Annotated in this window: 25 protein-coding genes; 12 read left to right on the top strand and 13 right to left on the bottom strand. The window is 72.0% G+C overall.

Going from position 1 to position 23,795, the window contains the following annotated elements:
• Nucleotides 1-50: 50 nt before the first annotated feature.
• On the top strand, nt 51-965 hold the full coding sequence (gene era / locus E1285_RS11250) for a GTPase Era (protein ID WP_132150901.1): 915 nt from the start codon (nt 51-53) through the stop codon (nt 963-965).
• Between the two features lie 83 nt (nt 966-1,048).
• Here era and E1285_RS11245 read toward each other — a convergent pair whose 3' ends face one another.
• The gene (locus tag E1285_RS11245) at nt 1,049-1,867 is read right to left on the bottom strand and encodes a hypothetical protein (protein ID WP_132150899.1); all 819 of its coding nucleotides are present in this window, start codon (nt 1,865-1,867) and stop codon (nt 1,049-1,051) included.
• Between the two features lie 100 nt (nt 1,868-1,967).
• Between E1285_RS11245 and E1285_RS11240 the strand changes: the two genes are divergently transcribed.
• From E1285_RS11240 to leuA, 3 genes are all read left to right on the top strand, one after another.
• Nucleotides 1,968-2,579 (top strand): TerB family tellurite resistance protein, encoded by a 612-nt coding sequence (locus E1285_RS11240; protein WP_132150897.1) that lies wholly within the window; start codon nt 1,968-1,970, stop codon nt 2,577-2,579.
• Nucleotide 2,580: 1 nt separating this feature from the next.
• Nucleotides 2,581-3,375: a dimethylargininase gene (ddaH, locus tag E1285_RS11235; RefSeq protein ID WP_132150895.1), complete on the top strand. Its 795-nt coding sequence runs from the start codon at nt 2,581-2,583 to the stop codon at nt 3,373-3,375.
• Between the two features lie 256 nt (nt 3,376-3,631).
• Entirely contained in the window at nt 3,632-5,335 is a 1,704-nt protein-coding gene (gene leuA, locus E1285_RS11230) for a 2-isopropylmalate synthase (RefSeq protein ID WP_132150893.1), read from the top strand.
• A 52-nt stretch (nt 5,336-5,387) separates the two neighbouring features.
• On the opposite strand, the gene E1285_RS11225 is transcribed toward leuA, so the two are convergent.
• Complete coding sequence (locus E1285_RS11225; protein WP_243722718.1) at nt 5,388-5,642, bottom strand: protealysin inhibitor emfourin; 255 nt, start codon at nt 5,640-5,642, stop codon at nt 5,388-5,390.
• 261 nt (nt 5,643-5,903) lie between these two features.
• Between E1285_RS11225 and recO the strand changes: the two genes are divergently transcribed.
• Both recO and E1285_RS11215 read left to right on the top strand, forming a co-directional pair.
• Nucleotides 5,904-6,728, top strand: a complete 825-nt coding sequence (recO, locus tag E1285_RS11220) for a DNA repair protein RecO (protein ID WP_243722717.1) — start codon at nt 5,904-5,906, stop codon at nt 6,726-6,728.
• Nucleotides 6,725-7,531, top strand: coding sequence for an isoprenyl transferase (locus tag E1285_RS11215; protein ID WP_132150891.1), 807 nt, complete (start codon nt 6,725-6,727; stop codon nt 7,529-7,531). The genes recO and E1285_RS11215 overlap by 4 nt, the downstream gene beginning before the upstream one ends.
• Nucleotides 7,532-7,541: 10 nt before the next feature.
• Here the strand turns inward: E1285_RS11215 and E1285_RS11210 are convergent, their stop codons facing one another.
• The 6 genes from E1285_RS11210 to E1285_RS11185 form a co-directional block, all read right to left on the bottom strand.
• Nucleotides 7,542-7,967 (bottom strand): OsmC family protein, encoded by a 426-nt coding sequence (locus E1285_RS11210; protein WP_132150889.1) that lies wholly within the window; start codon nt 7,965-7,967, stop codon nt 7,542-7,544.
• A 132-nt stretch (nt 7,968-8,099) separates the two neighbouring features.
• Entirely contained in the window at nt 8,100-8,486 is a 387-nt protein-coding gene (locus E1285_RS11205) for a transcriptional repressor (protein WP_132150887.1), read from the bottom strand.
• On the bottom strand, nt 8,483-9,388 hold the full coding sequence (locus E1285_RS11200) for a metal ABC transporter permease (RefSeq protein WP_132150885.1): 906 nt from the start codon (nt 9,386-9,388) through the stop codon (nt 8,483-8,485). Before E1285_RS11200 ends, E1285_RS11205 begins: the two co-directional genes overlap by 4 nt.
• Nucleotides 9,385-10,080 (bottom strand): metal ABC transporter ATP-binding protein, encoded by a 696-nt coding sequence (locus E1285_RS11195; RefSeq protein WP_207946532.1) that lies wholly within the window; start codon nt 10,078-10,080, stop codon nt 9,385-9,387. Before E1285_RS11195 ends, E1285_RS11200 begins: the two co-directional genes overlap by 4 nt.
• A gap of 53 nt (nt 10,081-10,133) precedes the next feature.
• Entirely contained in the window at nt 10,134-11,111 is a 978-nt protein-coding gene (locus E1285_RS11190; RefSeq protein ID WP_132150881.1) for a metal ABC transporter substrate-binding protein, read from the bottom strand.
• 32 nt (nt 11,112-11,143) lie between these two features.
• Complete coding sequence (locus E1285_RS11185; protein ID WP_132150879.1) at nt 11,144-11,473, bottom strand: DUF6703 family protein; 330 nt, start codon at nt 11,471-11,473, stop codon at nt 11,144-11,146.
• A gap of 78 nt (nt 11,474-11,551) precedes the next feature.
• Here E1285_RS11185 and E1285_RS11180 point away from each other — a divergent pair, with 78 nt between their 5' ends.
• The 3 genes from E1285_RS11180 (at nt 11,552) to E1285_RS11170 (ending at nt 14,937) form a co-directional block, all read left to right on the top strand.
• Entirely contained in the window at nt 11,552-11,836 is a 285-nt protein-coding gene (locus E1285_RS11180) for an antibiotic biosynthesis monooxygenase family protein (protein ID WP_132150877.1), read from the top strand.
• 171 nt (nt 11,837-12,007) lie between these two features.
• The gene (locus E1285_RS11175; RefSeq protein WP_132150875.1) at nt 12,008-13,375 is read left to right on the top strand and encodes a DUF1906 domain-containing protein; all 1,368 of its coding nucleotides are present in this window, start codon (nt 12,008-12,010) and stop codon (nt 13,373-13,375) included.
• Nucleotides 13,376-13,548: 173 nt separating this feature from the next.
• Nucleotides 13,549-14,937: a glycine--tRNA ligase gene (locus E1285_RS11170; protein ID WP_132150873.1), complete on the top strand. Its 1,389-nt coding sequence runs from the start codon at nt 13,549-13,551 to the stop codon at nt 14,935-14,937.
• A gap of 171 nt (nt 14,938-15,108) precedes the next feature.
• Here E1285_RS11170 and E1285_RS11165 read toward each other — a convergent pair whose 3' ends face one another.
• Nucleotides 15,109-15,777 carry a hypothetical protein gene (locus tag E1285_RS11165; RefSeq protein WP_132150871.1) on the bottom strand — a complete coding sequence of 223 codons (669 nt, stop codon included), beginning with the start codon at nt 15,775-15,777 and terminating at the stop codon, nt 15,109-15,111.
• Nucleotides 15,778-16,120: 343 nt separating this feature from the next.
• Here E1285_RS11165 and E1285_RS11160 point away from each other — a divergent pair, with 343 nt between their 5' ends.
• Complete coding sequence (locus E1285_RS11160; protein ID WP_132150869.1) at nt 16,121-16,543, top strand: hypothetical protein; 423 nt, start codon at nt 16,121-16,123, stop codon at nt 16,541-16,543.
• 64 nt (nt 16,544-16,607) lie between these two features.
• Nucleotides 16,608-18,887, top strand: coding sequence for a protein translocase subunit SecD (gene secD, locus E1285_RS11155; protein WP_132150867.1), 2,280 nt, complete (start codon nt 16,608-16,610; stop codon nt 18,885-18,887).
• A 111-nt stretch (nt 18,888-18,998) separates the two neighbouring features.
• Here the strand turns inward: secD and E1285_RS11150 are convergent, their stop codons facing one another.
• Nucleotides 18,999-19,205, bottom strand: a complete 207-nt coding sequence (locus E1285_RS11150; RefSeq protein ID WP_132150865.1) for a hypothetical protein — start codon at nt 19,203-19,205, stop codon at nt 18,999-19,001.
• Nucleotides 19,189-20,265 (bottom strand): IS110 family transposase, encoded by a 1,077-nt coding sequence (locus tag E1285_RS11145; protein ID WP_132150863.1) that lies wholly within the window; start codon nt 20,263-20,265, stop codon nt 19,189-19,191. The genes E1285_RS11150 and E1285_RS11145 overlap by 17 nt, the downstream gene beginning before the upstream one ends.
• A gap of 335 nt (nt 20,266-20,600) precedes the next feature.
• Between E1285_RS11145 and E1285_RS11140 the strand changes: the two genes are divergently transcribed.
• Entirely contained in the window at nt 20,601-21,635 is a 1,035-nt protein-coding gene (locus tag E1285_RS11140; RefSeq protein ID WP_165966555.1) for an IS110 family transposase, read from the top strand.
• A 136-nt stretch (nt 21,636-21,771) separates the two neighbouring features.
• Here E1285_RS11140 and E1285_RS11135 read toward each other — a convergent pair whose 3' ends face one another.
• Both E1285_RS11135 and E1285_RS11130 read right to left on the bottom strand, forming a co-directional pair.
• Nucleotides 21,772-22,989 carry a hypothetical protein gene (locus E1285_RS11135; RefSeq protein WP_132150859.1) on the bottom strand — a complete coding sequence of 406 codons (1,218 nt, stop codon included), beginning with the start codon at nt 22,987-22,989 and terminating at the stop codon, nt 21,772-21,774.
• On the bottom strand, nt 22,928-23,659 hold the full coding sequence (locus E1285_RS11130; protein ID WP_132150857.1) for a hypothetical protein: 732 nt from the start codon (nt 23,657-23,659) through the stop codon (nt 22,928-22,930). Before E1285_RS11130 ends, E1285_RS11135 begins: the two co-directional genes overlap by 62 nt.
• Nucleotides 23,660-23,795: the final 136 nt, after the last annotated feature.

The following is a 23,795-nucleotide window of genomic DNA, read 5'->3' as shown; positions in this document are numbered from 1 at the left end:
TCCGGGACGTCCGGGTCCCGCAGGTGGGCGACAATTGGGGGGTGACAGTGATGGACAGTGGTGCGCGCGAGGGGTATCGGGCGGGGTTCGCCTGCTTCATCGGGCGGCCCAACGTCGGCAAGTCGACCCTCATGAACGCCCTCGTGGGGACCAAGGTGGCGATCACCAGCAGCCGCCCGCAGACGACGCGGCGGGCCATCCGGGGGATCGTGCACCGGCCGGACGCGCAGCTCGTCATCGTCGACACCCCCGGCCTGCACAAGCCCCGGACGCTGCTGGGGGAGCGGCTCGACAGCCTCGTCCGGGGCACGCTCACCGAGGTGGACGCGATCGGGTTCTGCGTGCCCGCCGACCAGCCCGTCGGGCCCGGCGACAAGTACATCGCCCGCGAGCTGGCGGCCGTGAAGAAGACCCCGGTCGTGGCGATCGTGACCAAGACGGACCTCGCCCCGCCCGAGCGGGTCGCCGAGCAGCTCCTCGCGGTCGGGCGGCTGGGCGAGTTCGCCGACATCGTGCCGTGCTCGGCCGAGAGCGGCTTCCAGGTCGGCCTGGCCGGCGACCTGCTGATCTCCCATCTCCCGGAGGGCATGCCGCTCTACCCGGAGGGCGACCTGACCGACGAGCCCGAGCAGATCCTCGTCGGCGAGCTGATCCGCGAGGCCGCGCTGGAGGGCGTCCGGGACGAGCTGCCCCACTCGATCGCCGTGGTGGTGGACGAGATGACGCCGCGCGAGGGCCGTGACGACCTCATCGACATCTACGCGCACCTGTTCGTCGAGCGGTCCAGCCAGAAGGGCATCATCATCGGGCACAAGGGGGCCCGGCTACGCGAGGTCGGCGCGGCGGCGCGGCGGCAGATCGAGGCGCTGCTCGGCTCCAAGGTCTTCCTCGACCTGCGCGTCAGCGTCCTCAAGGACTGGCAGCGCGACCCCAAACAGCTCCGCCGCCTCGGCTTCTACGACTAACCGTCCTCCAGCCCCCACCCGCCGCCTTCCAAAGGACGAGCTCCGCTCGACTGACCGTTCTCCAGCCCCCCACGCGCCGCTCGCTAATCCTTTTTGGGCTCGCCGGTGTCGCGCGGGGCGTCCTCCTCGGCCGCGCGGCCCCAGGCCTGGTCCTCCTGGGGCCAGACGGCGTGCGGGTCGTCCGGGTACTGCTGGTCCCAGTACCGCTGATCCGCGTACTGCCCCTGGTCCGGATACCCCTGGTCCGGATACCCCTGATCCGCGTACTGCTGGTCCGTGTACGGGTGCTGCGGCTGCTCCTCCGGGCGCCGCTGGGGCTTGGACACACGGTCGGCGATGGGGCGGGCCAAGCTGAACCCGACCACCAGCACGGACATGATGACGGCCACGTACCAGCCGTAGCGGACGGTGATCTGGTAGCCGAAGTCCAGGCCGGTCTGGGGCAGGTTGTCGCGGACGTCGCCGAGCCGCAGGACGAAGATGCCGCAGACGAGCAGGGCGAGCGTGCCGGGGATCGCGGCGAGCCCGCCGATCCGCGCGTCCCGCCCGATCAGGTCCCAGAAGGCCAGCGCGATCGCGACCACGGCCAGCACCGGGACGGCGACGATCATGGTGTCGGCGTCGATCCCCGCGAGGCTTCCCAGGTCGCGGGCGATCGGCCGGCCGAACAGCTGGATGACCATCTGCGCGTGCGCCCACGGCAGGAACGCCGACACCAGCAGCACGGCCGCCGCGGTGATCGTGGCGACGATCCAGGGGGCGCCGCGCCGCGGCTGCCCGGCGGACTCGCCGGGTGGGGGCCTCCAGGCGGCCTCCTGCGGCGGCGGATAGCCGTCGACGGGCGGCAGGAAGGACGGGCGCGACCGCTCGCGGCCCGCCCCGGAGTCCAGGTCACCGGTCATGGACCCAGCGTAAACGCAGGAACGGCATTGCCTGGTACGGCCACGTCGGGCCCCATGGGTCGGTAGTTTGGAAGAAGTCCGTTATGGGAGGAGTTCCCCGGTGTTGCTCGTTTTCGGCCTGACGGCGGTGTCTCGTACCGTCAGCGAGGGGACGTTCCACTGCCCGCAGTGCGGGGGCGACCGTGCCTACCGGAGGCGCGCCGGGCGCCGCTGGTTCTCGATGTTCTTCGTCCCGCTGGTGCCGCTGTGGCGGCTCGGGGAGGCGGTGGAGTGCCGCGCCTGCCGGGGCCGCTTCCCGGTGCCGGTCCTGCGGACGCCGACCGCCGAGCAGATGTCGGAGACCCTCGCCGCGGGCATGCGGGCCGCCGTGGCGCTGGTGCTGCGCGCCGGCGACCCCGCCGACCCGGTCGCCCGCGCACGCGCCATCGACACCGTGACCGGCTACGGCGAGCCCGAGTACGACGGCTCCGCGGTGAACGCCGACCTCGCGCTCCGGCGAACGTTCCTGGAGCAGGAGATCGTCCGGGCGGGGGCCCATCTCGCCGTGGAGGCCAAGGAGTGGTTCCTGGCGCAGGCCGCCCGGATCGGGCTGGCCGACGGGCCGCTCGGCGAGGGGGAGCGGCAGGAGCTGCACGCGATCGCGGACCTGCTCGGCATGTCCCGCGCCTACGCGCTGGGTGTGATCGTTACCACCGAGGGAGCGTCCCGCTGACATGGTCCCCGGCACGGACACGGACGACGCCGGGGCGGCGGCCGGCGCCGGGTGGGCGCTGGTCCGGCCCCCGGGGCCGCGGCTGGCCGAGGGGATCGTCACCCACGCCGCCCGCCGCCCCGTGGACGTCGCGCTCGCGGCGCGGCAGCACGAGGCGTACGCCGCGGCGCTGCGGTCGGCCGGCTGGCGGGTGCGGGCCGTCGCCGGGGCCGACGACCAGCCCGACGCCGTGTTCGTCGAGGACGCGCTGGTCGTCTGCGGCGGCATCGCCGTCGTGGGCCGGTCGGGGGAGGAGCGCCGCCGGGGCGAGCTGCCCGGCGCGGAGCAGGCGGCGCGGGAGCTCGGCCTGCGCGTCGAGCGGATCGAGGAGCCGGGCACCCTGGACGGCGGCGACGTGCTCCAGGTCGGCGACACCGTCTACGTGGGACGCGGCGCCCGCACGAACGAGGAGGGCATCTGCCAGCTCGCCCGCCTGCTGGGCGGCCGGAGGGTCGTCCCGGTGGACACCACCGGCTGCCTGCACCTGAAGTCGGCGATGACCGCGCTGCCGGACGGAGGCCTGATCGGCATGCCGGAGATGGTCGACACCTCGGTGCTGCCGTGCCTGCGGGTGCCCCGGGAGCCGGCGGGCGCCCACGTGGTCGTGCTCGGGGCCGGCCACGTCCTGATGGCGGCGTCGGCGCCGCGCACCGCCGCCCGGCTCGCCGCCGACGGGCTGCGCGTCACCAGCGTGGACATCAGCGAGTTCGAGGCTCTCGACGGCTGCGTGACCTGCCTGTCCGTGCTCGTCCCCTGAGCGGGCTCCGCAACGGCGCGGGGGAATGGCGCGGGTCTCGCGCGGCGTTCCCATGAGATGAGAGAGGCCCCCGTTGTCTCATCATGCGGACGCCGGTTTCCGTAACACGGATGGCATCTGTTAGCTTGGCGGACGTGTTCCGTGAGCTGCTCCTCCTTAGCGGCCGCAGCGGGGGCCTGTAACCAGGCCGGCTCCCTCGCTGCGGGACTGCGACGTGCACGTCGGCCGCGAGGTTCGAGCAGAAGGTTCTCATCGGATGTATCCGCGACAGCAGTCCTCTGGCATGCCGTTCCAGCGCTACCAGCCGTTCGCCCCGATCAAGCTCACCGACCGCACCTGGCCCGACGCGGTCATCACCGAGGCGCCCCGCTGGTGCGCGGTCGACCTGCGCGACGGCAACCAGGCCCTGATCGACCCCATGGACGCCGACCGCAAGCTACGGATGTTCGAGCTGCTGGTACGGATGGGCTACAAGGAGATCGAGGTCGGGTTCCCGGCGGCCAGCCAGACCGACTTCGACTTCGTCCGGCAGATCATCGAAGAGGGCAGGATCCCCGATGACGTCGTGATCCAGGTGCTGACCCAGGCCCGCCCCGAGCTGATCGAGCGGACCTTCGAGTCGGTGCGCGGGGCGAACCGGGCGATCGTCCACCTGTACAACTCGACCAGCACGCTGCAGCGCCGCGTCGTGTTCGAGCAGGAGCGCGACGGCATCACCGCGATCGCCGTCGAGGGCGCCAAGCTGTGCGCCAAGCTCGCCGAGGACATGGGCGACACCGAGATCCGCTTCCAGTACTCGCCCGAGTCGTTCACCGGCACCGAGCTGGAGTACGCCGTCGAGGTCTGCAACGCCGTCAACGACGTGTGGAAGCCCACCCCGGACCGCAAGGTCATCGTCAACCTGCCGGCGACGGTCGAGATGGCCACGCCGAACGTGTACGCCGACCAGATCGAGTGGATGAACCGGAACCTGGCCTACCGGGACTCCGTCATCCTGTCCCTGCACCCCCACAACGACCGCGGCTCCGCCGTCGCCGCCGCCGAGCTGGGCTACATGGCGGGCGCCGACCGCATCGAGGGCTGCCTGTTCGGCAACGGCGAGCGCACCGGCAACGTCTGCCTGGTCACGCTGGGCCTGAACCTGTTCACCCAGGGCGTCGACCCGCAGATCGACTTCTCCGACATCGACGAGATCCGCCGGACGGTCGAGTACTGCAACCAGCTGCCCGTCCACGAGCGCCACCCCTACGGCGGCGACCTGGTCTACACCGCGTTCTCCGGCTCCCACCAGGACGCCATCAACAAGGGCTTCGAGCACCTGCGGCGGGACGCCGAGGCCGCCGGCGGCACGGTCGACGACCACCGGTGGGAGGTCCCGTACCTGCCGATCGACCCGCACGACGTCGGCCGCAGCTACGAGGCCGTCATCCGGGTCAACAGCCAGTCCGGCAAGGGCGGCGTCGCCTACGTCATGAAGACCGAGCACTCCCTGGAGCTGCCGCGCCGGCTGCAGATCGAGTTCTCCCGCGTCGTCCAGGAGCACACCGACAGCGAGGGCGGCGAGGTCACCTCCGAGCGCATGTGGGAGATCTTCCAGAGCGAGTTCCTCACCGGCGGTCCGCGCGCCGGGCTGCTGGCGCACCGCACGACCTCGCGGGTGGACGAGAAGGACGCGATCAGCTGCGACATCCGCGTCGACGGCGAGATCCGCGAGATCGAGGGCGTCGGCAACGGCCCGGTCTCGGCGTTCGAGGACGCCCTCGCCACGGTCGGCATCGGGGTCCGGGTCCTGGACTACGCCGAGCACGCGATGAGCGCCGGCGGCGACGCCCGTGCCGCCGCCTACGTCGAGTGCGACGTGAACGGCACGTCCGTGTGGGGCGTGGGCATCGACGGCAACATCGTCACCGCGTCCCTCAAGGCGATCCTGTCCGCCGTCAACCGCGTCGCTCGCGCGTAGGGACCCGCGGCCGCGGGTGCTCGGGCGCCCGCGGCCTCCGGCGCCCGAGACGTCAGCGCGCGCGGCCGAGGACGTGGTGGACCAGCTCGAGGAGGGGGCCGTGGAGCTGGGTCTCACCGACGGTGGTGCGGTCGCCGTCGATGTCGATCTCGTACAGGTACTGGTCGGGGATGCGGCCCGGCGGCGGGACCGCCCTCAGGTCCACGCGGCCGACGAGCCTCGCCAGCATGGGGTCGCTGGCGCTGTCGGACTCGGCGCGCCGCTCGATCCCCGCGAATCCCCCGCTGCGGACGACTGTCACTCTCACTGATCACCTACACCGTGTAGGGGCCGGCGGCGGCGAGGCGCCGCGTCTTCGCCCCGCCGTCCCGGACGGGGCCGTCCCACAACGCTGCCAGCTCGCGGTGGTTCGAGCCACAGCTTTCGGCAGGACTTCGCGACCGATTCCGGTCACGGTATGTGATTGTCGGCCAGCACAGTGCTATTGCCCCCGGCGGCCGGTGAAGATCCTGGGGAGATGCCCGGATGCGGCGCCGAGTCATCCGGTCGTGTGCGCCAGAATGAACGGGTGACCCTTTACCGTGACGAGGGCATCGTCCTGCGCACGCAGAAGCTGGGCGAGGCCGACCGCATCGTGACGGTGCTGACCCGGCGCACCGGCCGGATCCGCGCCGCGGCGAAGGGCGTCCGCAAGACCAAGTCCCGGTTCGGGGCGCGGCTGGAGCCGTTCACGCACGTGGACCTCCAGCTGTACGAGCGGCGCTCCCTCGACCTGATCACCCAGGCCGAGACGCTGCGGCCGTACGGGGAGGCGCTGGTCACCGACTACCCCCGCTACACCGCGGGAACGGCCATGCTGGAGACCGCGGAGAAGCTCACCGCCGAGGAGGGCGAGCCCGCGCTGCGGCAGTTCCTGCTGCTGGTCGGCGGGCTGCGCACCCTCGCCGAACGCACCCACGACGCGCGGCTCGTCCTGGACGCCTTCGTGCTGCGCTCCCTGTCGGTCGCCGGATGGGCGCCCGCGCTCGACGAGTGCTGCCGCTGCGGAACCCGCGGCGGGCTGCGCGGCTTCGCCGTCGCGGCGGGCGGCGCGGTCTGCGCGAACTGCCGCATGCCGGGCGCCGCGACCCCCGCGCCGCCGACGCTCGCGCTGATGCTGGCGCTGCTGCGCGGCGACTGGGGGTACGCCGACGGCAGCGAGCAGCGCCACCGCGCGGAGACCAGCGGCCTGGTGGCCGCCTACCTCCAGTGGCATCTGGAACACGGAATCCGGTCCCTGCGCCACGTGGAGCGCGACCAGGGGGCCGCCGGAGACACCGCGCCGTCCGAAGACCCGGCGCCGGGCGGGGACGCGCCCGCCGACGACGCCGACACACCCAGGGAGAGAGTTTGAGCAGGGCCGTTTCGCCGCCGGAACCGCATCGGGACGGCGCCACGGCGCCCCCGATCCCCGCGGAGCTGGTGCCGCGGCACGTCGCCATCGTCATGGACGGCAACGGCCGCTGGGCGAAGGAGCGCGGGCTGCCGCGCACCGAAGGGCACAAGCGCGGTGAGGACTCGCTCTTCGACGTCATCATGGGGGCGATCGAGCTCGGCATCCCCAACCTGTCGGCGTACGCCTTCTCCACCGAGAACTGGAAGCGCTCCCCGGACGAGGTGCGCTTCCTCATGGGCTTCAACCGGGACGTGATCCGCCGCCGCCGCGACCAGCTCCACTCGATGGGGGTCCGGGTCCGGTGGGCCGGCCGGCGGCCGCGGCTGTGGCGCAGCGTCATCAAGGAGCTGGAGACGGCGGAGGAGATGACGCGCAACAACGACGTCCTCACCCTGCAGTTCTGCGTGAACTACGGCGGCCGCGCCGAGATCGCGGACGCGGCGGCGGCGATCGCCCGGGACGTCCGCGACGGCAGGCTCAACCCCGACAAGATCACCGAGAAGGTCTTCGCCCGCTACCTGGACGAGCCCGGCATCCCCGACGTGGACCTGTTCCTGCGCTCGTCGGGGGAGCAGCGCACGTCCAACTTCCTGCTCTGGCAGTCGGCCTACGCCGAGCTGGTCTTCCTCGACACGCTCTGGCCGGACTTCGACCGCCGCCACCTCTGGCACGCCTGCGAGCTCTACGCGTCCAGAGACCGCCGCTACGGCGGCGCGGTACCCAATGCGGTTGTTGCGGATCAGGCGCCCCCAGGCGCCTGATCCGCGTGTTTCAGACCAGTGCCGCGTCGAGGGTGATGGTGGTGCCCGCTAGGGCCTTGCTGACGGGGCAGCCGGTCTTGGCGTCCTGGGCGGCCTTCTCGAAGTCGGCCGGGGACAGGCCGGGCACGCTGGCCCGGACGGTCAGGTGGATGCCGGTGATGCCCTCTCCCGGCTGGAAGGTGACCTCGGCCTTGGTGTCCACCTTCTCCGGCGGCGTGCCCGCGCCGGCGAGGCCGTGCGAGAGCGCCATCGAGTAGCAGGTGGAGTGCGCGGCGGCGATGAGCTCCTCGGGGCTCGTCTTGCCGTTCGGCTCCTCGGACCGCGCCGGCCAGGTCACGTCATAGGTGCCGAGCTTCGACGAGTCCAGTGAGACGGTCCCCTGGCCGCTGGTGAGCGGCCCTTCCCAATGCGCGTTTGCGGTACGTGTCGTAGCCATGCTTCCGATCCTCCCATGGCCCGCCGCGCCCGGATCATGAACCCTGGAAGCCCCCGCGCCCGCGCGCCAGATCGTGGACTGCGCGCCCTGCCCGTGCTCAGGGCTCAGGGCCCAGTGCTCAGGGCTCAGGGCTCAATGCTTCTTCGCGGTGCACACGGCGCAGGTGCCGAACACCTCGACGGTGTGCGTTATGTTGGTGAAGCCGTGCTCGGCGGCGATCGCGTCCGCCCACCGCTCCACCGCCGGGCCCTCGACCTCCACCGTCCGGCCGCAGTCGCGGCAGACCAGGTGATGGTGGTGCTCCTCGGTGCGGCAGGCGCGGTAGACGGCCTCGCCCTCGTCGGTGCGCAGCACGTCGACCTCGCCCGCGTCGCTGAGCGCCTGCAGCGCCCGGTACACGGTGGTCAGGCCGATCTTGGAGCCGTCCGCGCGCAGGTCCGCGTAGATGTCCTGCGCGCTGCGGAACCCCTCGCACCCGGCCAGCACCTGCCGTACCGCGTCCCGGCGGGCCGTAGTCATCCCCCAAGCACCTCCGCCTCGGCGTCCATGCGCGTCTCGACCCCCGGCCCGGCCGCGCCGGGGACGGTCTGCCCGGCCGTGGCGGCCGCCGCGCGCCTGCGACGCATCACCGACCCCCCGGCGACCGCGACCGCGAACAGCGCGAGCGCCAGCAGCACGATCGAGGGGCCCGGGGGCAGATCGTACCGAAAGGAGCCCGCCAGGCCCGATACGGCCGACAGTACACCGGCCGCCATCGCCACCAGCATCGTCCCGCGGAATCCGCGCGTGAGCTGCTGCGCGGCCGCCACCGGGACGATCATCAGCGCGCTGACCAGCAGCAGGCCGATCGCGCGCATCGAGATCACGACGGTGACCGCGGCGGTCGCGGCGATCAGCACGCTGAGGAACCGGACGGGCAGCCCGGCCGCCCGCGCCACCTCCTCGTCCTGGCACAGCAGGAACAGCTCGCGGCCGAACAGCGCGACGATCCCGAGCACCACGGCGGCGAGCGCCGCGACCAGGTACAGGTCGGTGACCGTCACGCTGGTGATCGAGCCGAACAGGTAGGCGTGCAGGGTCGTCCCGCTGCCGCCGTTGGCGCTGGTGAGAAGCACGCCGCCGGCCAGCCCGCCGTAGAACAGCAGGGCCAGGGCGACGTCGGCGCCGCTGCGGCTCCGGGCCCGCACGAGCTCGATGGCCGCCGCGCCGGCGATCGACACGACCAGCGCGCCGAGGACGGGGGAGGTGCTCGTGAGCAGGCCCAGCCCGATTCCCGTCAGCGCGATGTGCCCGATGCCGTCGCCGAGCAGCGACAGCTTGCGCTGCACGAGGAACGTTCCCACCGCCGGGGCGGCCAGCCCGATGAGCAGTGCCATCACCAGGGCGACGCGCATGAAGGGGAACTGCAGCATCTCGCTCATGCGGGTCTTCCCATCGCCGTGCCGGCCACCGCGGCGGACTCGCGGACGATGCGGCCCTGGCCGAGCTCGATCGTGCGGGTGACGAGCGGTTCCAGCGGGCCGAGTTCGTGTGTCACGAGGACGACCGTGCGCCCCTCGTCCGCGAGCTCGCGCAGCGCGGACGCGAGCGCCGCCTGGCTGCGCGCGTCCACGCCCGCGGTGGGCTCGTCCATCACGAACAGGTCGGGCTCGCCGGCGAGGGCTCGGGCGATCAGCACCCGCTGCTGCTGGCCGCCCGACAGCAGGTGCGCCGAGTCCCCGGCGCGATCCGTGAGGTCCACGGTCCTCAGCGCGCGGTCCACGGCGGCTCGGTCGGCCGCCCGGTCGTTGAACAGCGCGGGCCACCACCGGGACCGCCGGGCCACCCGCCCGGAGGACACGACCTCCCGGACGGTGGCCGGGACGCCGCCGCCCATCGGCAGCCGCTGCGGGACGTACCCGATCCGGTTCCAGCCGCGGAACCGCGCGGGCGGCTCGCCGTAGATCTCGGTCCGGCCGGCGGACAGGGGGACGAGCCCCAGCAGCGCCTTGACCAGGGTGGACTTGCCCGCGCCGTTGGCCCCGAGGACGGCGAGCACGTCGCCGGCGCCGACCCGCAGGTCGATGCCGGCGAGGACCTCGCGGCCGTCCCGCCGCACGAGCCCGCCGGTCATCACCAGCGGCGGAATGTCCGGTCCCGCCGTCGGCGGGACGTGCGGCCGGTCCGTCATGTGCACTCCAGTGCGGGCCGCAGGGTCTGCAGATTCCGCTTCATGATCGTCATGTAGTCGTCGGAGGAGCCGTCCTCGATGCCCTCGATCGGGTCCAGCACGGCCGTCCGCACGCCTGCGGCCCGCGCCAGGGACTCGGAGACCTTCGGGCTGACCAGCGTCTCGGTGAAGATCGTCGTCGCGCCGGTGCCGGAGACCCGCCGGGTCAGCTCCGCCATCCGCCGGGGTGAGGGCTCGGCGCCCGGCTCGACCCCGGCGATCGGGATCTGCGTCAGCTCGTAGCGGTCGGCGAGGTAGCCGAACGCGCCGTGCGCGGTGATGATCTCCCGGCGCTCGCAGGTCTTCAGGCCGTCCCGGAACGTGCGGTCGAGCCCGGCGAGTTCGGCGGCGGTGGACTTGGCGCGCTCCCGGTAGCCGGACGCGTGGGCGGGGTCGGCCTTGGCCAGCCGGTCGCCGAGGGCGGTCGCGATCGTGGCCATGCGGGTCGGGTCGAGCCAGACGTGCGGGTCGTGGGACGCCTCTTCGTGCTCGTGCCCGTGGTCGTGCTCGTGCCCGTGGTCTTCGTCGCCCGTCTTCGGTGCGGGCAGCCCCTTCACGAGGCTCGCGGCGTCCAGGGAGTCGTCCTCGGCGTGCCGCTTGACGGCGTCGTCCACGGCCGGCTGGACGCCCTTGATGTAGACGGTGAAGTCGGCCTTCGTGATGCGTGCGACCTGCTTGGGCGTCAGTTCGAGGTCGTGCGGCTCTGCGCCGGGCTCGGTGAGCGTCTGGACGGATACGTCGCCGCCGCCGACCTTCCCCGCCAGCCAGGCCACCGGGTAGAAGGACGCGACCACCTCGGCCTTGCCGGACCGGGCGGCCGCGTCGCCGCCGCCGCAGCCCGCCAGCCCCGCCGCGAGCCCTGCGAGGGCCAGCGCCGTCGCGGGGAGGGTGCGCAGCGGGCGGCGCGGGCGCGGCAGGTCATGAATGCGAGGCATGTCGCGATTATGGACGAAGATGAAAACCGTTGTCAAAACCGCTCTAGGGCGCGTCCCACCGCGAATCCCACCAGAACGACCAGCGCGACGATCCGCAGGGCCCTGCCCCCGCCGTCCAGCCTGGGCCAGTTCAAATAGGCGAACCACGCCAGCACGGCCGCCAGCACCAGCAGCCCTGCGGCCGCGGCCCAGCCGCTTCCCGCCATGCCGAGCACCAGGAGGGCGAACACCGCGACGAGCACGGTCCACCGCGGTATCCGGTGCAGGAACACCACCGGCGCCGCGCTCCAGCGCTCGACCGCCGCGCGCATCCCGGTCGTCTCGGTGCCCTGTGTTCCCGCCTGGCCGCGTCGCGAATTCACGTGCCCAACGTAACCGAACCCGCTTCGCCTCCGGGAGCGCCGGACGGATCACGGCGGATTCGCTGCCAGGATTGACGGATGATCGCGATAACCCGGTACCGCGTGCCAGGCGGGGACGCAGACGACTTCGCCGAGCGCATGACCGCGGTGCTGGCGGCGCTGTCGGCCAGCCCCGGCTTCCGTTCCGGCCGGCTCGCCAGGACCGTCGACGACCCCGGGCTGTGGGCCCTGGTCACCGAATGGGACGGTGCGGGGCACTACCGCCGCGCGCTGGGCGCGTACGAGGTGCGGCTTCAGTTCATGCCCCTGGCGGTCATGGCCGTCGACGAACCCGGCGCCTACGAGATCGTCAGCTCCGCCTGACCGCCCGCCGGCCCGCGCCGCAGGTCAACGAACCGGGCAACTGCGGGGCAAGGAGTGCCCTCGGGCGGTTTCGCGGGTCCCGGCAAGGTCATCTTTGGCGCACCACGATCATGCCGTGGCCCCTCGGGCGACGACCGCGCGGGGGATCCTGCCTTCTTCCGGGGGGAAGTGATGCGCCGTGCCGGCCTGCTCAACACCGTCCTGTCCGGTTCCGTCCTGGCCGGCGTGGTGGCGGCGCCCGCCCTCGCCGTCCTCGGGACGGCCCCCGCGCGGCCCGCGTCCGACGAGGCCGCCGCGCTGACCGGTGCCACCGCGCCGACCGGTGGTACCGCGCCGACCGGTGGCGGGACGCGTGCGCCGCGCGTCGTCGAGTACCGGGGCCTGCGCATCCCCGTCCCGGCCGGCTGGGAGGTCCACGACCTCGACCGGGACCCGGCCCGCTGCATCCGCTACGACCGGCGCGCCGTCTACCTCGGCCGGCCGGGAGCGCGGCAGGACTGTCCCGCCCGCATCGTCGGCCGCACCGAGGCCGTCCACGTCCAGCCCGCCGGAGACGCCCCGGAGGCCCGCAGAATCGTGCGCGGCGGCAAGCTCGCCACCCTCGAGGTCGCGCCGAGCGTCGACCACGAGACGCGGATCGCCCTCCCCGACGCGGGGGTGACGATCACGGGCGTGTACGGGACGGACCCGGCGCCGCTCCAGCGGGTGCTGCGCGCCGCCCGCGTCACCGGGAACCAGGCCGGCGGGACCGGCGGCCAGGGGACGCCCGAGCCGTCCAGGACGGGCGTCCGGCGCGAGGACCCCGGCCCCCCCGAGCCGAGCGTCCCGGGACCGAACGCCCCCGAGGCACGGGACAAGAGGTGGGTGCGCGGCAAGGGGTTCGACACCTGCACGGCCCCGTCCCTCGCGACCATGAAGGCGTGGCGGCCCTCGTTCAAGGTCACCAACATCTACATCGGCGGCGCGGCACGCGGATGCGCGCAGCCCAACCTCACCCGGAGGTGGGTGCGCGAGGTCCGCGACATGGGCTACCGCATCACCCCGACCTACGTCGGCCTGCAGGCCCCCTGCGGCAGCAGGCCGCAGCAGTTCACCGCCGGGAACGCCGCGTCGCAGGGCCGGAGGGCCGCGGTGGACGCCGCCCGCAAGGCCAAGGCGCTCGGCATCCCGGAGGGCGCCCCGATCTACCTCGACATGGAGGCGTACAACAGCCGTAAGAAAGGCTGCAGGGAGGCCGTCCTGCGGTTCGTGGACAACTGGGTCCGCAAGCTGAAGGACGAGGGGTACACGCCCTGCCTCTACAGCAGTGTCGCCTCCGGCATCCGGGACGTGGGCCGCGCCGACGGGATCGCCAAGCCCGTCGGCATCTGGTTCGCGAACTGGGACGGCAAGGCCAAGGTCTACGGCGATCCGTACATCCCGGACGACTGGTGGCGCCCGCACCGCCGCATCAAGCAGTACCGCGGCGACCACGACGAGAGGCACGGCGGAGTCACCCTCAACATCGACAGCAACATCGCCGACGGCCTCGCCTACTAGCCTTCACGTACCAGCCGCCCTGGTGCTCTAAGCTGGGCAATGCTCGCAGGCGCCGGGCTAGGACCGCGCCGCAGGGCACCATCACCGGGGATCACACTCGCCGCCGCCCGCTGTTCCCGCGGACCGGGGCGCACTCACTGTCCCGCCGACCGCCAGCCGGATGGAGAACTCTCATGGCACGCCGTTCCGATGTGCTGGACACGATCGTCAACCTCGCCAAACGGCGGGGCCTGGTCTACCCGTCGAGCGAGATCTACGGCGGACTCCGCGCCTCCTGGGACTACGGGCCGCTCGGCGTCGAGCTGAAGAACAACGTCAAGCGCCAGTGGTGGAAGTCCATGGTGCAGGGCCGCGACGACATCGTCGGCCTCGACTCGTCCGTCATCCTGGCGCGCGAGGTCTGGGAGGCCAGCGGCCACGTGCAGGCGTTCGTCGACCCGCTCACCGAATGCCAGGCCTGCCACAAGCGCTTCCGGGCCGACCACCTGGAGGAGGCCTACGAGGGCAAGCACGGCCGCCCGCCGGCGAACGGCCTGGCCGACCTCGCGTGCCCGAACTGCGGCGCCAAGGCGTCGTTCACCGAGCCGAGGATGTTCAACGGCCTGCTCAAGACCTACCTCGGCGCGGTCGACGACGAGTCGGGCCTGGCCTACCTGCGTCCCGAGACGGCGCAGGGCATCTTCATCAACTACCTGAACGTCCAGCAGTCCGCGCGCCGCAAGGTGCCGTTCGGCATCGGGCAGATCGGCAAGTCGTTCCGCAACGAGATCACGCCCGGCAACTTCATCTTCCGGACCCGCGAGTTCGAGCAGATGGAGATGGAGTTCTTCGTCAAGCCCGGCAGCGACGAGGAGTGGCACCAGTACTGGATCGACGAGCGCCTGCAGTGGTACGTCGACCTCGGCATCCGCAAGGAGAACCTGCGGCTCTACGAGCACCCGGCCGAGAAGCTGTCGCACTACTCCAAGCGGACCGTGGACGTGGAGTACCGCTTCGACTTCGTCGGCGGCGAGTGGGGCGAGTTGGAGGGCGTCGCCAACCGCACCGACTACGACCTGTCGACGCACTCCAAGGCGTCCGGCGCCGACCTGTCGTTCTTCGACCAGGAGACCGGCGAGCGCTACGTCCCGTACGTGATCGAGCCGGCGGCGGGCGTCGACCGCTGCACGCTCACGTTCATGATGGACGCGTACGCCGAGGACGAGGCGCCCAACGCCAAGGGCAAGATGGAGAAGCGCGCGGTCATGCGTCTCGACCGCCGGCTCGCCCCGGTCAAGGTCGCGGTGCTGCCGCTGTCGCGCAACTCCGACCTGTCCCCGAAGGCCCGCGACCTGGCCGCGCGGCTGCGCCGCAACTGGAACGTCGACTTCGACGACGCGGGGGCGATCGGCCGCCGCTACCGCCGCCAGGACGAGATCGGCACGCCGTTCTGCGTCACCGTCGACTTCGACACCCTGGAGGACGACGCGGTGACCGTCCGGGAACGCGACACGATGAGCCAGGAGCGCATCGCGCTGAGCCAGGTCGACGCTTTCCTCGCCGCCCAGCTCGTCGGCTGCTGAGCCGGCCGCCTGGAGATCGCTACGGGCCGCCCCCGCTTGGTGGGGGCGGCCCGCATCCTTGTGTGGGAGCGCCGTCTGGGAGCGTGCGCTATCGGGAGCGTGTCAGGGAGCTTGGCGGGGGCGGGGGAGCTCGCCGGGCGTCAGCCGCCCGTGCCGTGCCCGGTCCGCCCGTCACGCGCTCCCCGTGACGTACAGGGACTGGTCGAACGTGCCGGACCCGGCGCTCGTCTCGCCGAGCAGTTCGTAGGTAGCGCTGATCTGGGCGGTGGACGGGCAGAGGAAGTTGCTGCCGTCCTGCTTGTTCACCGTGGCGTTGTTGACGCCGACCTGGGCCTGGGCGTTGTCGGCGACCGGCCGGTTGGCGTTGTCGCCGTTGAATCCGTCGGCGGTGAGGGTGCCGCCGAAGTTGCAGGTGATTCCGCCGAAGAGGTCGACGACCGCCTCGACGCTGAAGTTGGCGATGGTGACCGTGGCGTCGCGGCCGCCCGTGGCCGCCGGGTCGAAGGCCACGGAGCCGCCGGTCCACGGCAGGGCCATCGCGGTGATGGTCACACCGGCGGTGCCGGTGCATTCGCTGAAGCCGGCGCCGGTGATGCCCAGGCCGGTTCCGTCGGAGTTGATGGATCCGGTCATCGTCGACTCGCTGCAGGAGCCGCTGCCGATCGAGGCCTCGACGGTCGCTTCGCCGAGCAGCGATGCCTGGACGTTGCCGGAGTAGGGGCTGGCGGTCGCCGAGCCCGCGCGGATGGTGGTGGTAGCGGCGGAGGCGGGGGAGGCTGTCAGGGCGAAGGCGGCGGCCGCCGCCGTGCCGAGGACAACGACCTGTCTGAAACGTGCCACCGGAAACTCCTCTGTCCGGTTCGGGGTGGGCGTACGCGAAAGTAATTCGCTTTAACGGGCCGGGCAATGGATGGAGGCCGATTGCGGCCTGGCCGGATTGGGACACTCACCCGTGTCTGCTGGTCCGGGAGTCGGGGCGCGGAGGGCAACGGCTTTGTCACTCCGGTCCACCTTGACGGGATCTCGCCCCCGTGTTTTGTCAACGAAGCTCGAACTGCGCTCCCGTACCCTGAACCTGCGTTAGTTTGACTGGACCGCCCGCCGCCGCCCCGGCATCGTGGGCGGGACGACGGCCACGGGCCACGACCACGAGCCACGACCACGGGCCGAGGGGAGGAGCGGAATGCGCGACGTGCACCGTCCGCTGCTTCCGGTCGCCCGGCTGCTCGTCGTCGCGCTGGGGCTCCTCGGGTTCGTGGCCGGGCCCACCGGGTCCGGCACGCAGGGCGGAACGTCCTCCACCGGGACGATCTCCGCCGTCCGTGCGTGGGTCGTCCAGCACACCCCCACCCGCAACCGGGCCGCCGCCAAGCCGCGGCCGGGCGGGCACGCGCAGGCCGTGACCAGCGCGCCGAAGCGGCAAGCGATCGCGGCCGCCGCACCGGACGAGCTTCCCGCCCCCGCCGTGCCGGCTCCGCCCGGCTCCGGGATGGGACCGCCGCCGTCGCACGCCCTCCGGGCCCCCGCCGCCGCGTTCACCTCGCCCGGCCTCGCGCCGGCCGCGGAGCCGCGCGGCCGCGCCCCGCCGGTCCACGCACGGATCTGAGCCTTTCGTCCGCGGTGCCGCACGCCTCCGTACGGCACCGGAAGCCCCGTGTGGAGGTCTCCCTTTGAGCCGCGCCAACCTGGTGCGGGCGGTACTGGCATTCGCCATTCTCGCCACATCCTTTTACTTCGCGTTCACCGAATCCCCGCGCCTCGGTCTCGACCTGCGCGGCGGCACCCAGATCGTTCTCGAAACCCAGGACTCGCCGACGGTGAAGGCCGACCAGGAGTCGACCGACCGCGCCCTGGAGGTCCTGCGCCGCCGCATCGACGCCCTCGGCGTCGCCGAGTCGTCGATCACCCGGTCCGGTGACCGCCGGATCATCGTCGAACTGCCCGACGTCCAGGACCCGACCCGGGCGACCGAGGCGATCGGCAGGACCGCGCAGCTCACCGCGCACCCGGTGCTCCCCAACACCGGCCAGCCCGACAAGAAGAAGGGCCAGCAGCAGATCGCGGACGAGAGCGGGCAGCCGATCATCATCGGGCCGGCCGCGCTCACCGGCGAGGGCATCGGGGAGGCCGGCGCCAACTACGACCCGCAGAACCTCGGCGGCTGGGCCGTCAACGTCGACTTCAAGGGCGAGGGCGGCAAGACCTGGGAGCAGTTGACCGCCAAGGCCGCCTGCGCGACCGGCGACGAGCGGCGAGTGGCGATCGTCCTGGACGGCAAGGTCATCTCCTCGCCGCAGGTGACCGAGAGCGTGCCCTGCGGCGTCGGCATCACCGGCGGATCGACCCAGATCACCGGGGACTTCAGCGCCGACGAGGCCAAGGACCTCTCGGCCCTCATCGAGGGCGGCGCGCTCCCCGTGCCCGTGAAGATCATCGAGCAGCGGGTGGTCGGCCCGACGCTGGGCGACGAGGCGATCGACGCCAGCGCCAAGGCCGCGGTCATCGGCATCATCCTGACCGGCCTGTTCATCGTCGCCGTCTACCGCCTCGTCGGCCTGCTCGCCACCGTCGCGCTGGCCGGGTACGCGCTGATCTCCTACGGCGCCCTCGTGGCGATCGGGGCGACGCTCACCTTGCCCGGCCTGGCCGGGTTCGTCCTGGCCATCGGCATGGCGATCGACGCCAACGTGCTCGCGTTCGAACGAGCGAGAGAGGAGGTGACGGCGCATCCAGGGCGCCGGGCCCGGTCGGCGCTGGCGACCGGGTTCAACAAGGCCTGGTCGGCGATCGCCGACACCGCCGTCACCACGCTGCTCGCCGGCGCCCTGCTGTTCTTCCTCGCCTCCGGGCCGGTGCGGGGCTTCGGTGTCACGCTCACCATCGGTGTCCTCGGATCCCTCGTCTCGGCGATGCTGGTGAGCCGCGTCCTCACCGACGCGGCCGCCGCGCGGTTCCCCAAGCTCACCAAGGGCAGAATGGGCGGCCTCAGCGGCGCCGGGCGCATCCGGCGGTGGCTGGCGGAGAACGGCCCCGACCTGATGAAGCGCAGGCGGCTCTGGCTCGTGATCTCCGGGATCGTCGTCGTCCTCGCCTTCACGGGGATCTTCACCCGCGGCCTCAACTTCGGTGTGGAGTTCACCGGCGGACGCATCGTCGAGTACTCCACGAGCCGCCCGCTGAACATCGACGTGGCCCGGTCCGCGGTCTCCGACGCCGGGTTCCCGCGCGCCATCGTGCAGACCTCGGGCCAGGACGACATCTCCGTCCGGACGTCCGACCTGTCCAACGAGGAAGAGAAGCGCATCGGGGCCGCCCTGGCCGAGAAGGCCGGCGGAGCGACGAAGCAGCGCGACGAGCTGATCGGGCCCAGCCTGGGCGACGAGCTGCGGAAGAAGGCGCTGATCGCCCTCGGCATCGCCCTGCTCGCCCAGCTCGCCTACCTGACGATCAGGTTCCGCTGGACGTTCGCGACCGGCGCCGTGGTCGCGATGTTCCACGACATCATGCTCGTCACCGGCGTCTTCGCCTGGCTCGGCAAACCGATCGACGGGGTCTTCCTCGCCGCGCTGCTCACGATCATCGGATACTCGGTGAACGACTCGGTCGTCGTGTTCGACCGGATCCGTGAACTGTGGGGCGCCAATCCCAAGGGGAGATTCGCCGACATCGCGAACCGGGGCACCCTGCAGACCGTCCCGCGAACGATCAACACCGGTATGGGCGCCCTGTTCATCCTGGGGGCGCTGGCGTTCCTCGGCGGCGACTCGCTGACCGACTTCGCGATCGCGCTGCTGATCGGCATCGTCGTCGGAACGTACTCCAGCGTGTTCACCGCGACGCCGGTGGCGATCGTCCTGGAGCGGTTCGCGAAGTCCCCACCGCCGCAACCCAAGGACAAACCCAAGGCGCCCGTGCACCGCACCTCCGACAGCTCAGGCGCCGTCGTCTAAGGCCTGTTCAACAAGTCCCGTGGTGGGGGTTTGTTGAACAGCCGGGTTCGTTTCCGGTGTCTGTCCGGTGTGACCAGTGCCTCGCCCGCCGGTGTGGCGGGTGGGGGTGGTTCATCCGGGGTCGGCGCCGTACTGGTCCGGGTTTGCCGAGCAGAGGCCGCCCGCCGCCGGTTCCGCCGCCGTGGTGTGCGGTGGCGGGGTGTGGTGGGGGTGGCTGCCGCGTTCCCCGTCCCGGCAGAGGCTGTTGTGCCGGTGCCGGGTGCAGGGATGGGTGCGGTTGACTCGGATGCTCCTATGGATGTCAAGCTGCGAGTTCATGATCGTTTGGTGTGGTGATGAGCTGGTAGAGCTCGCGGGCGACGTAGCGTTTGAGGCAGCGGATGATCTCTTTTTTGGAGAGGCCGTCTTTGGTGCGTCGTTCCACGTAGGCGTGGGTGCGGGGGTCCCAGCGCAGGCGGCAGATGACGACCCGGTAGAGCGCCTTGTTGGCTTGCCGGTCGCCGCCCCGGTTGAGGCGGTGCCGGCTGGTCTTGCCGGACGAGGCGGGGATCGGCGCGGCGCCGCAGAGCATGGCGAACGCTGCTTCGGAGGTGAGCCGGTCGTGGTTGTCGCCGGCGGTGACCAGGAGCTGCCCGGCGACGTCGGTGCCGACTCCGTTGGCGGCGACCAGGCCGGGGTTGATGGCGGCCACCAGCGGGTCCAGGAGGTCGTCGAGGTCGGTGATCTCGGTGGTGAGCTGCTGGTGGCGGCGGGCCAGTGACCGCAGGGCGATCTTGACGGTGGTGGCCGGGGACGCGGCGTCGGTCCGGTCGGGCCGCAGGTTCGCGCAGGTGGTGATCAGGGCGTTGACGGGCATGCCGCGCAGCCGTTCACGCAGCTCGTCGGGGGCGGTGACGATCAGGGTCTTGATCGTGCGTTGGGCGTCGGCGCGCTGATCGACCGCGCTGCGGCGGGCGACCCGCAGGTTGCGCACCGCCTCGGTCCGTCCGTCACGCCGCTTGGGTGTGCCGGTCCGTTCCCCGGCCAGGGCGGTCTTGGCGGCCTGGACGGCGTCGATCGGGTCGGACTTGCCCTGGAACCGGCGGGTCTTGCGGTCGGGCCGGTCGACCTCGACCACGTGAACCTGCTCGGTGCGCAGCAGCTGGGCGAGCCCGGCCCCGTAGGCGCCGGTCCCCTCGACACCGACCCTCACCAGGCGCCCGAACGTGCGCATCCAGGTCAGCAGCGCGGTGTATCCGGCCGCGTCGGCGGGGAACCGCTCGCTGCCCAGCACGCGCCCCACCTGGTCGATCACCGCCGCGGTGTGGGTGTCGGAGTGGGTGTCGACTCCGCCGGCGACCTCGATGATCGCCGCGTCTTGGGGTGTAATGGAGGGCATCGTCGTCCTGTCGTTCGTGACTGGGGGCAGGGCGGCACGCACCAGCCGGGCGAACGGACAAGACAGAGATGGGGCCTCTTGCCAGGCTCCTGACTTGTTGAATCGAGCCCAGGCGCACGGTCTGCAGCCGTAGCGTCCCAGGGTGCCGGTCGGCACGGGCCCGCAGTGCTCCATGCCGCCCCAGCAGGGCAACCGGCGGGGCTGGCTCACTGATAGCGTGCCGCCGCCGACCGGCACCCGCGCGGTGTGGCTCGACAGAGGCATGGACATGCCTGGGCTCGAAGTCAGGGTGCCCACCGCACTCCTTCCCGTCCCATCGAGTGCAAGGTCAGCCTGTGATCCTGATCGGTATCGATCCCCACAAGTCCTCCCACACCGCCGTGGCCGTCGACCCGGCTGGCCACCGGGTGGCCCAGCGTCGGTTCGCCGTCAACGCCGGCACCTTCGGCCAGCTGATGCGCTGGTGCAAGCAGTGGCCCGACCGCCGCTTCGCCGTCGAAGGCGCCCGCGGCCTGGGACGCACCCTCGCCCAGCAGCTCGCCGCCGCGGACGAGAACGTGGTGGACGTGCCCTCGACGCTGTCGGCCCGGGCCCGGCTGCTGGCCACCGGTGGAGACCGCAAGACCGACGCCGCCGACGCGGCACACGTCGCCCAGGTCGCGCTGTTCCGCCACGACCTGCGACCCGTCGAGCCCGAGGACCAGACCACGATCCTGCGGCTGCTGACCGAGCGCCACGACGACCTGGTCCACGAACGCACCCGCGTGCTGAACCGGCTGCACGCCGTGCTGCGTGATCTGCTGCCCGGCGGCGCTCCCACCGGCCTGTCGGCCGACAAGGCCGCGGCGCTCATGAAGGGCATCCGCCCGATAACGGCCACCGACGCCTGCCGCCGCGACATCGCCCGCGACCTGCTGGCCGACTTGCGACGCCTGAACCGCCAGGTCAAGGACATCCAAGCCGAGATGCGCGATGCTCTGGCCGCGACCGGAACCACGCTCACCACCCTGCCGGGGCTGGGCACCGTGCTGGCCGCCAAGGTCATCGGCCACGTCGGCGATGTCAGCCGCTTTCCCACCGAGCACCACTTCGCCAGTTACACCGGCAGCGCACCCCTGGACGCCTCCAGCGGCAACAACGTCCGGCACCGGCTCAACACCGGAGGCAACCGCGCCCTCAACTCCGTCCTGCACGTTATCGCCGTGTGCCAGATCCGCGACGGCGGACGCGGCCAGGACTACTACCTGCGCAAGATCGCCGAGGGGAAGACGCCCGCAGAGGCGCGCCGAGCCTTGAAGAGACGGCTGTCCAACGTGGTCTACCGGCTCATGAAACGCGATCAACGCAACCACTTCACCCGAGCCGCTTGACACACAGAGGCGCTATTAGGTCACAACGCCACGCACGGTGAGTGCACATGAGCGCCTCCCGCACAGGATCGACAGATCCGAATAAAGGCACCGGGCCAGTCAGGGCTTGGGTCAGATCCCAGCGGGAGGCGCTCATCTACATCATCTCTGTCAGGGCTCCAGGCAGCCCTGGCCCGGCCGCGCAGAGCACGCGGCGGGAGGTTTGGTAGTCCACCCGTGCGGTGGACGGGTCGTCGGAATCGTGCAGGTGGGTGAAGGCGGCGAGGGCGGCGGAGACCAGGTCGCGGTCGCCGGTGAGGCCGCAGCCGCCGTCTTGGGTTGGGCAGTGGTGGGTGCGGACGCGCAGGGTTTTGGGGACGCGGTGTCCGCAGGGGCAGTGCTGGGACAGGGCGGTGGTGCGGGTGGCCGCCCGCAGCAGCCGCCCGCCCGTGTTGGCGCATTCGTGGTCGAGGGCGGTGATGAGCATGCCGGGGGTGAACCGGGCGCAGGCGCGTCCCCACAGCCGGAACCAGCCGCGGATGTCGCAGTCCTCGATCACCAGGTTCGGGCCGTGCACCGCCACGATCTGCCCGGCGGTCCGCCGCGCCCGGGTCCGGCGGGACTGGGTGATGCGCTGTGCGGCGGCCGCGTCGCGGGCGCGTAGCCGACGATAGGTGCTCGACAGGGTGTCGTGGCGGTGGGAGCGGCGGGGTGTGCCGTCGGCGCGGGCGATGCGCGGCCCGCCAGGCACCGTGACCTGCCGGGGTGACAGCCCGGCGGCTTGGCGGCGTCGTTGGCGTTTGCGCTGGCGTTTGCCGAGTTCGTATTGGGCGGTGTTGGACGCGCGCCGCGAGCGTTCCAGCGCCCGCTGCCGACGCCGCCGTTTGCGCTCCCGCCGGGCGATCCGGTCCCGCTCGTCGGACGCCGTCGCCACCTTCGACGAAACCACCGCCGCCCCCGGCGATGCCGCACCAGCAATGACCGGTTCGTCGGGGACAGAGACCACGGCGAGGTTGGAGACGTTGCCGTCCACCCCGCCCCGGCGGCCTGTGGGGGCCTGGGCCCGCCGCCCGGCCGTCGACGCGGGAACATAGGCGGGTGCCAGGACCATCAGGTGGGCCTCGTAGACCCACCCGCCCGGCTCGGCCGGGTCTTGGTGTCGTACCAGGTCGACCTTGTGGAACGTCTCCGGGTCGCTCAGGGTGTGCAGCAGGTGCGGCCACTGGCCCGCACCTTGGGGCAGCCGCACCGGCACGACGAGGTCACCCCGGTGCCCGTCCGGGCCACCGGCGTACACCAGCGCCAGCGGCCCGTCATGCTCCCACCACACCCCCTGCCCCTGGCCCCGGCTGCGCGGCGCCGTAGGGGCCGGCATCGTGCGGGGCTGGGCCAGCACACTGGTCCCCGGCGGCAACGCCGCCGCCTGCGCGGGTGTGGCGCCTTCGGGCAGGCCGGGCGCGGGGTGGGCGGCCAGGTGCCCGGCCAGGGTGCCGTGCAACCGGAACGTCTCCCACTTGTTCGCCTTTGGTGTGGGAACGGGCCCGGCCCGGGATCCGGGAGAACTCCCACCACGACCCCACCTTGGGCACACCGTGACGACGGCCCGACGCATCGGCGAACAGATGCCGCTCCAACCCCGTCCACACCTCGTCGGCGATGTGCATGGCCACGGCCTTGGACAGGTGGTGCTTCAGATGCCCCGAGGCGTCCAGATGCCGGTATCCGGCACGCTCCAGCGCGTCCCGCGACAACCCCAGCCGCACCCGCCACCGCTTGGCCGCCCTCGGGGTGCGGCGGCGGTGCCCGGCCCGGTAGGCCAGCGCACGGGACCGGGCATCACGCCGCAACGCCCGCTTCAGGCTCCACGCCGCCCCGAACAGCCGCTCCAGCCGGGGCCGGGTGGCCGGGTCCGGCGTCAGCCGCAACCGCACCACCGTCACCGGCCCGTCGACCGGACGCCGCCACGCCGGAGCCTTGTTCTTGCCCCGGAACCGCCGCCCGGCGGCCTGGGCCTGGTCCACCGGCCCGCCCGCGACCTCAGACACAGCCCCGCCGACGGTGGAGACGGCGAGGGCGCCATTCTCACGACCGGCTGCGGACTGCATCACGGTGGATACATTAAGTCACAGTACTCGAACACACAATCGAAGTCCGACGGCAACCCACCCACGCGATAGGCCC

Source organism: Actinomadura sp. 7K507, assembly GCF_004348425.1.
Taxonomy (GTDB): domain Bacteria; phylum Actinomycetota; class Actinomycetes; order Streptosporangiales; family Streptosporangiaceae; genus Spirillospora.
The sequence above is the reverse complement of the archived record's forward strand: the minus strand, read 5'-3'. Positions and strand labels throughout refer to the sequence as shown.

Bases quoted from the DNA above. Each gene is read 5' to 3' on its own strand.
- E1285_RS11190 (WP_132150881.1), bottom strand. From the start codon at position 11,111: ATGCCTCGCATTCATGACCTGCCGCGCCCGCGCCGCCCGCTGCGCACC.
- E1285_RS11200 (WP_132150885.1), bottom strand. From the start codon at position 9,388: ATGAGCGAGATGCTGCAGTTCCCCTTCATGCGCGTCGCCCTGGTGATG.
- E1285_RS11205 (WP_132150887.1), bottom strand. From the start codon at position 8,486: ATGACTACGGCCCGCCGGGACGCGGTACGGCAGGTGCTGGCCGGGTGC.
- E1285_RS11210 (WP_132150889.1), bottom strand. From the start codon at position 7,967: ATGGCTACGACACGTACCGCAAACGCGCATTGGGAAGGGCCGCTCACC.
- E1285_RS11160 (WP_132150869.1), top strand. From the start codon at position 16,121: ATGCGCGACGTGCACCGTCCGCTGCTTCCGGTCGCCCGGCTGCTCGTC.
- E1285_RS11180 (WP_132150877.1), top strand. From the start codon at position 11,552: ATGATCGCGATAACCCGGTACCGCGTGCCAGGCGGGGACGCAGACGAC.
- E1285_RS11175 (WP_132150875.1), top strand. From the start codon at position 12,008: ATGCGCCGTGCCGGCCTGCTCAACACCGTCCTGTCCGGTTCCGTCCTG.
- E1285_RS11245 (WP_132150899.1), bottom strand. From the start codon at position 1,867: ATGACCGGTGACCTGGACTCCGGGGCGGGCCGCGAGCGGTCGCGCCCG.
- era (WP_132150901.1), top strand. From the start codon at position 51: ATGGACAGTGGTGCGCGCGAGGGGTATCGGGCGGGGTTCGCCTGCTTC.
- E1285_RS11135 (WP_132150859.1), bottom strand. From the start codon at position 22,989: ATGCCGGCCCCTACGGCGCCGCGCAGCCGGGGCCAGGGGCAGGGGGTG.
- E1285_RS11150 (WP_132150865.1), bottom strand. From the start codon at position 19,205: ATGAACTCGCAGCTTGACATCCATAGGAGCATCCGAGTCAACCGCACC.
- E1285_RS11170 (WP_132150873.1), top strand. From the start codon at position 13,549: ATGGCACGCCGTTCCGATGTGCTGGACACGATCGTCAACCTCGCCAAA.
- ddaH (WP_132150895.1), top strand. From the start codon at position 2,581: ATGGTCCCCGGCACGGACACGGACGACGCCGGGGCGGCGGCCGGCGCC.
- E1285_RS11145 (WP_132150863.1), bottom strand. From the start codon at position 20,265: ATGCCCTCCATTACACCCCAAGACGCGGCGATCATCGAGGTCGCCGGC.
- E1285_RS11195 (WP_207946532.1), bottom strand. From the start codon at position 10,080: ATGACCGGCGGGCTCGTGCGGCGGGACGGCCGCGAGGTCCTCGCCGGC.
- leuA (WP_132150893.1), top strand. From the start codon at position 3,632: ATGTATCCGCGACAGCAGTCCTCTGGCATGCCGTTCCAGCGCTACCAG.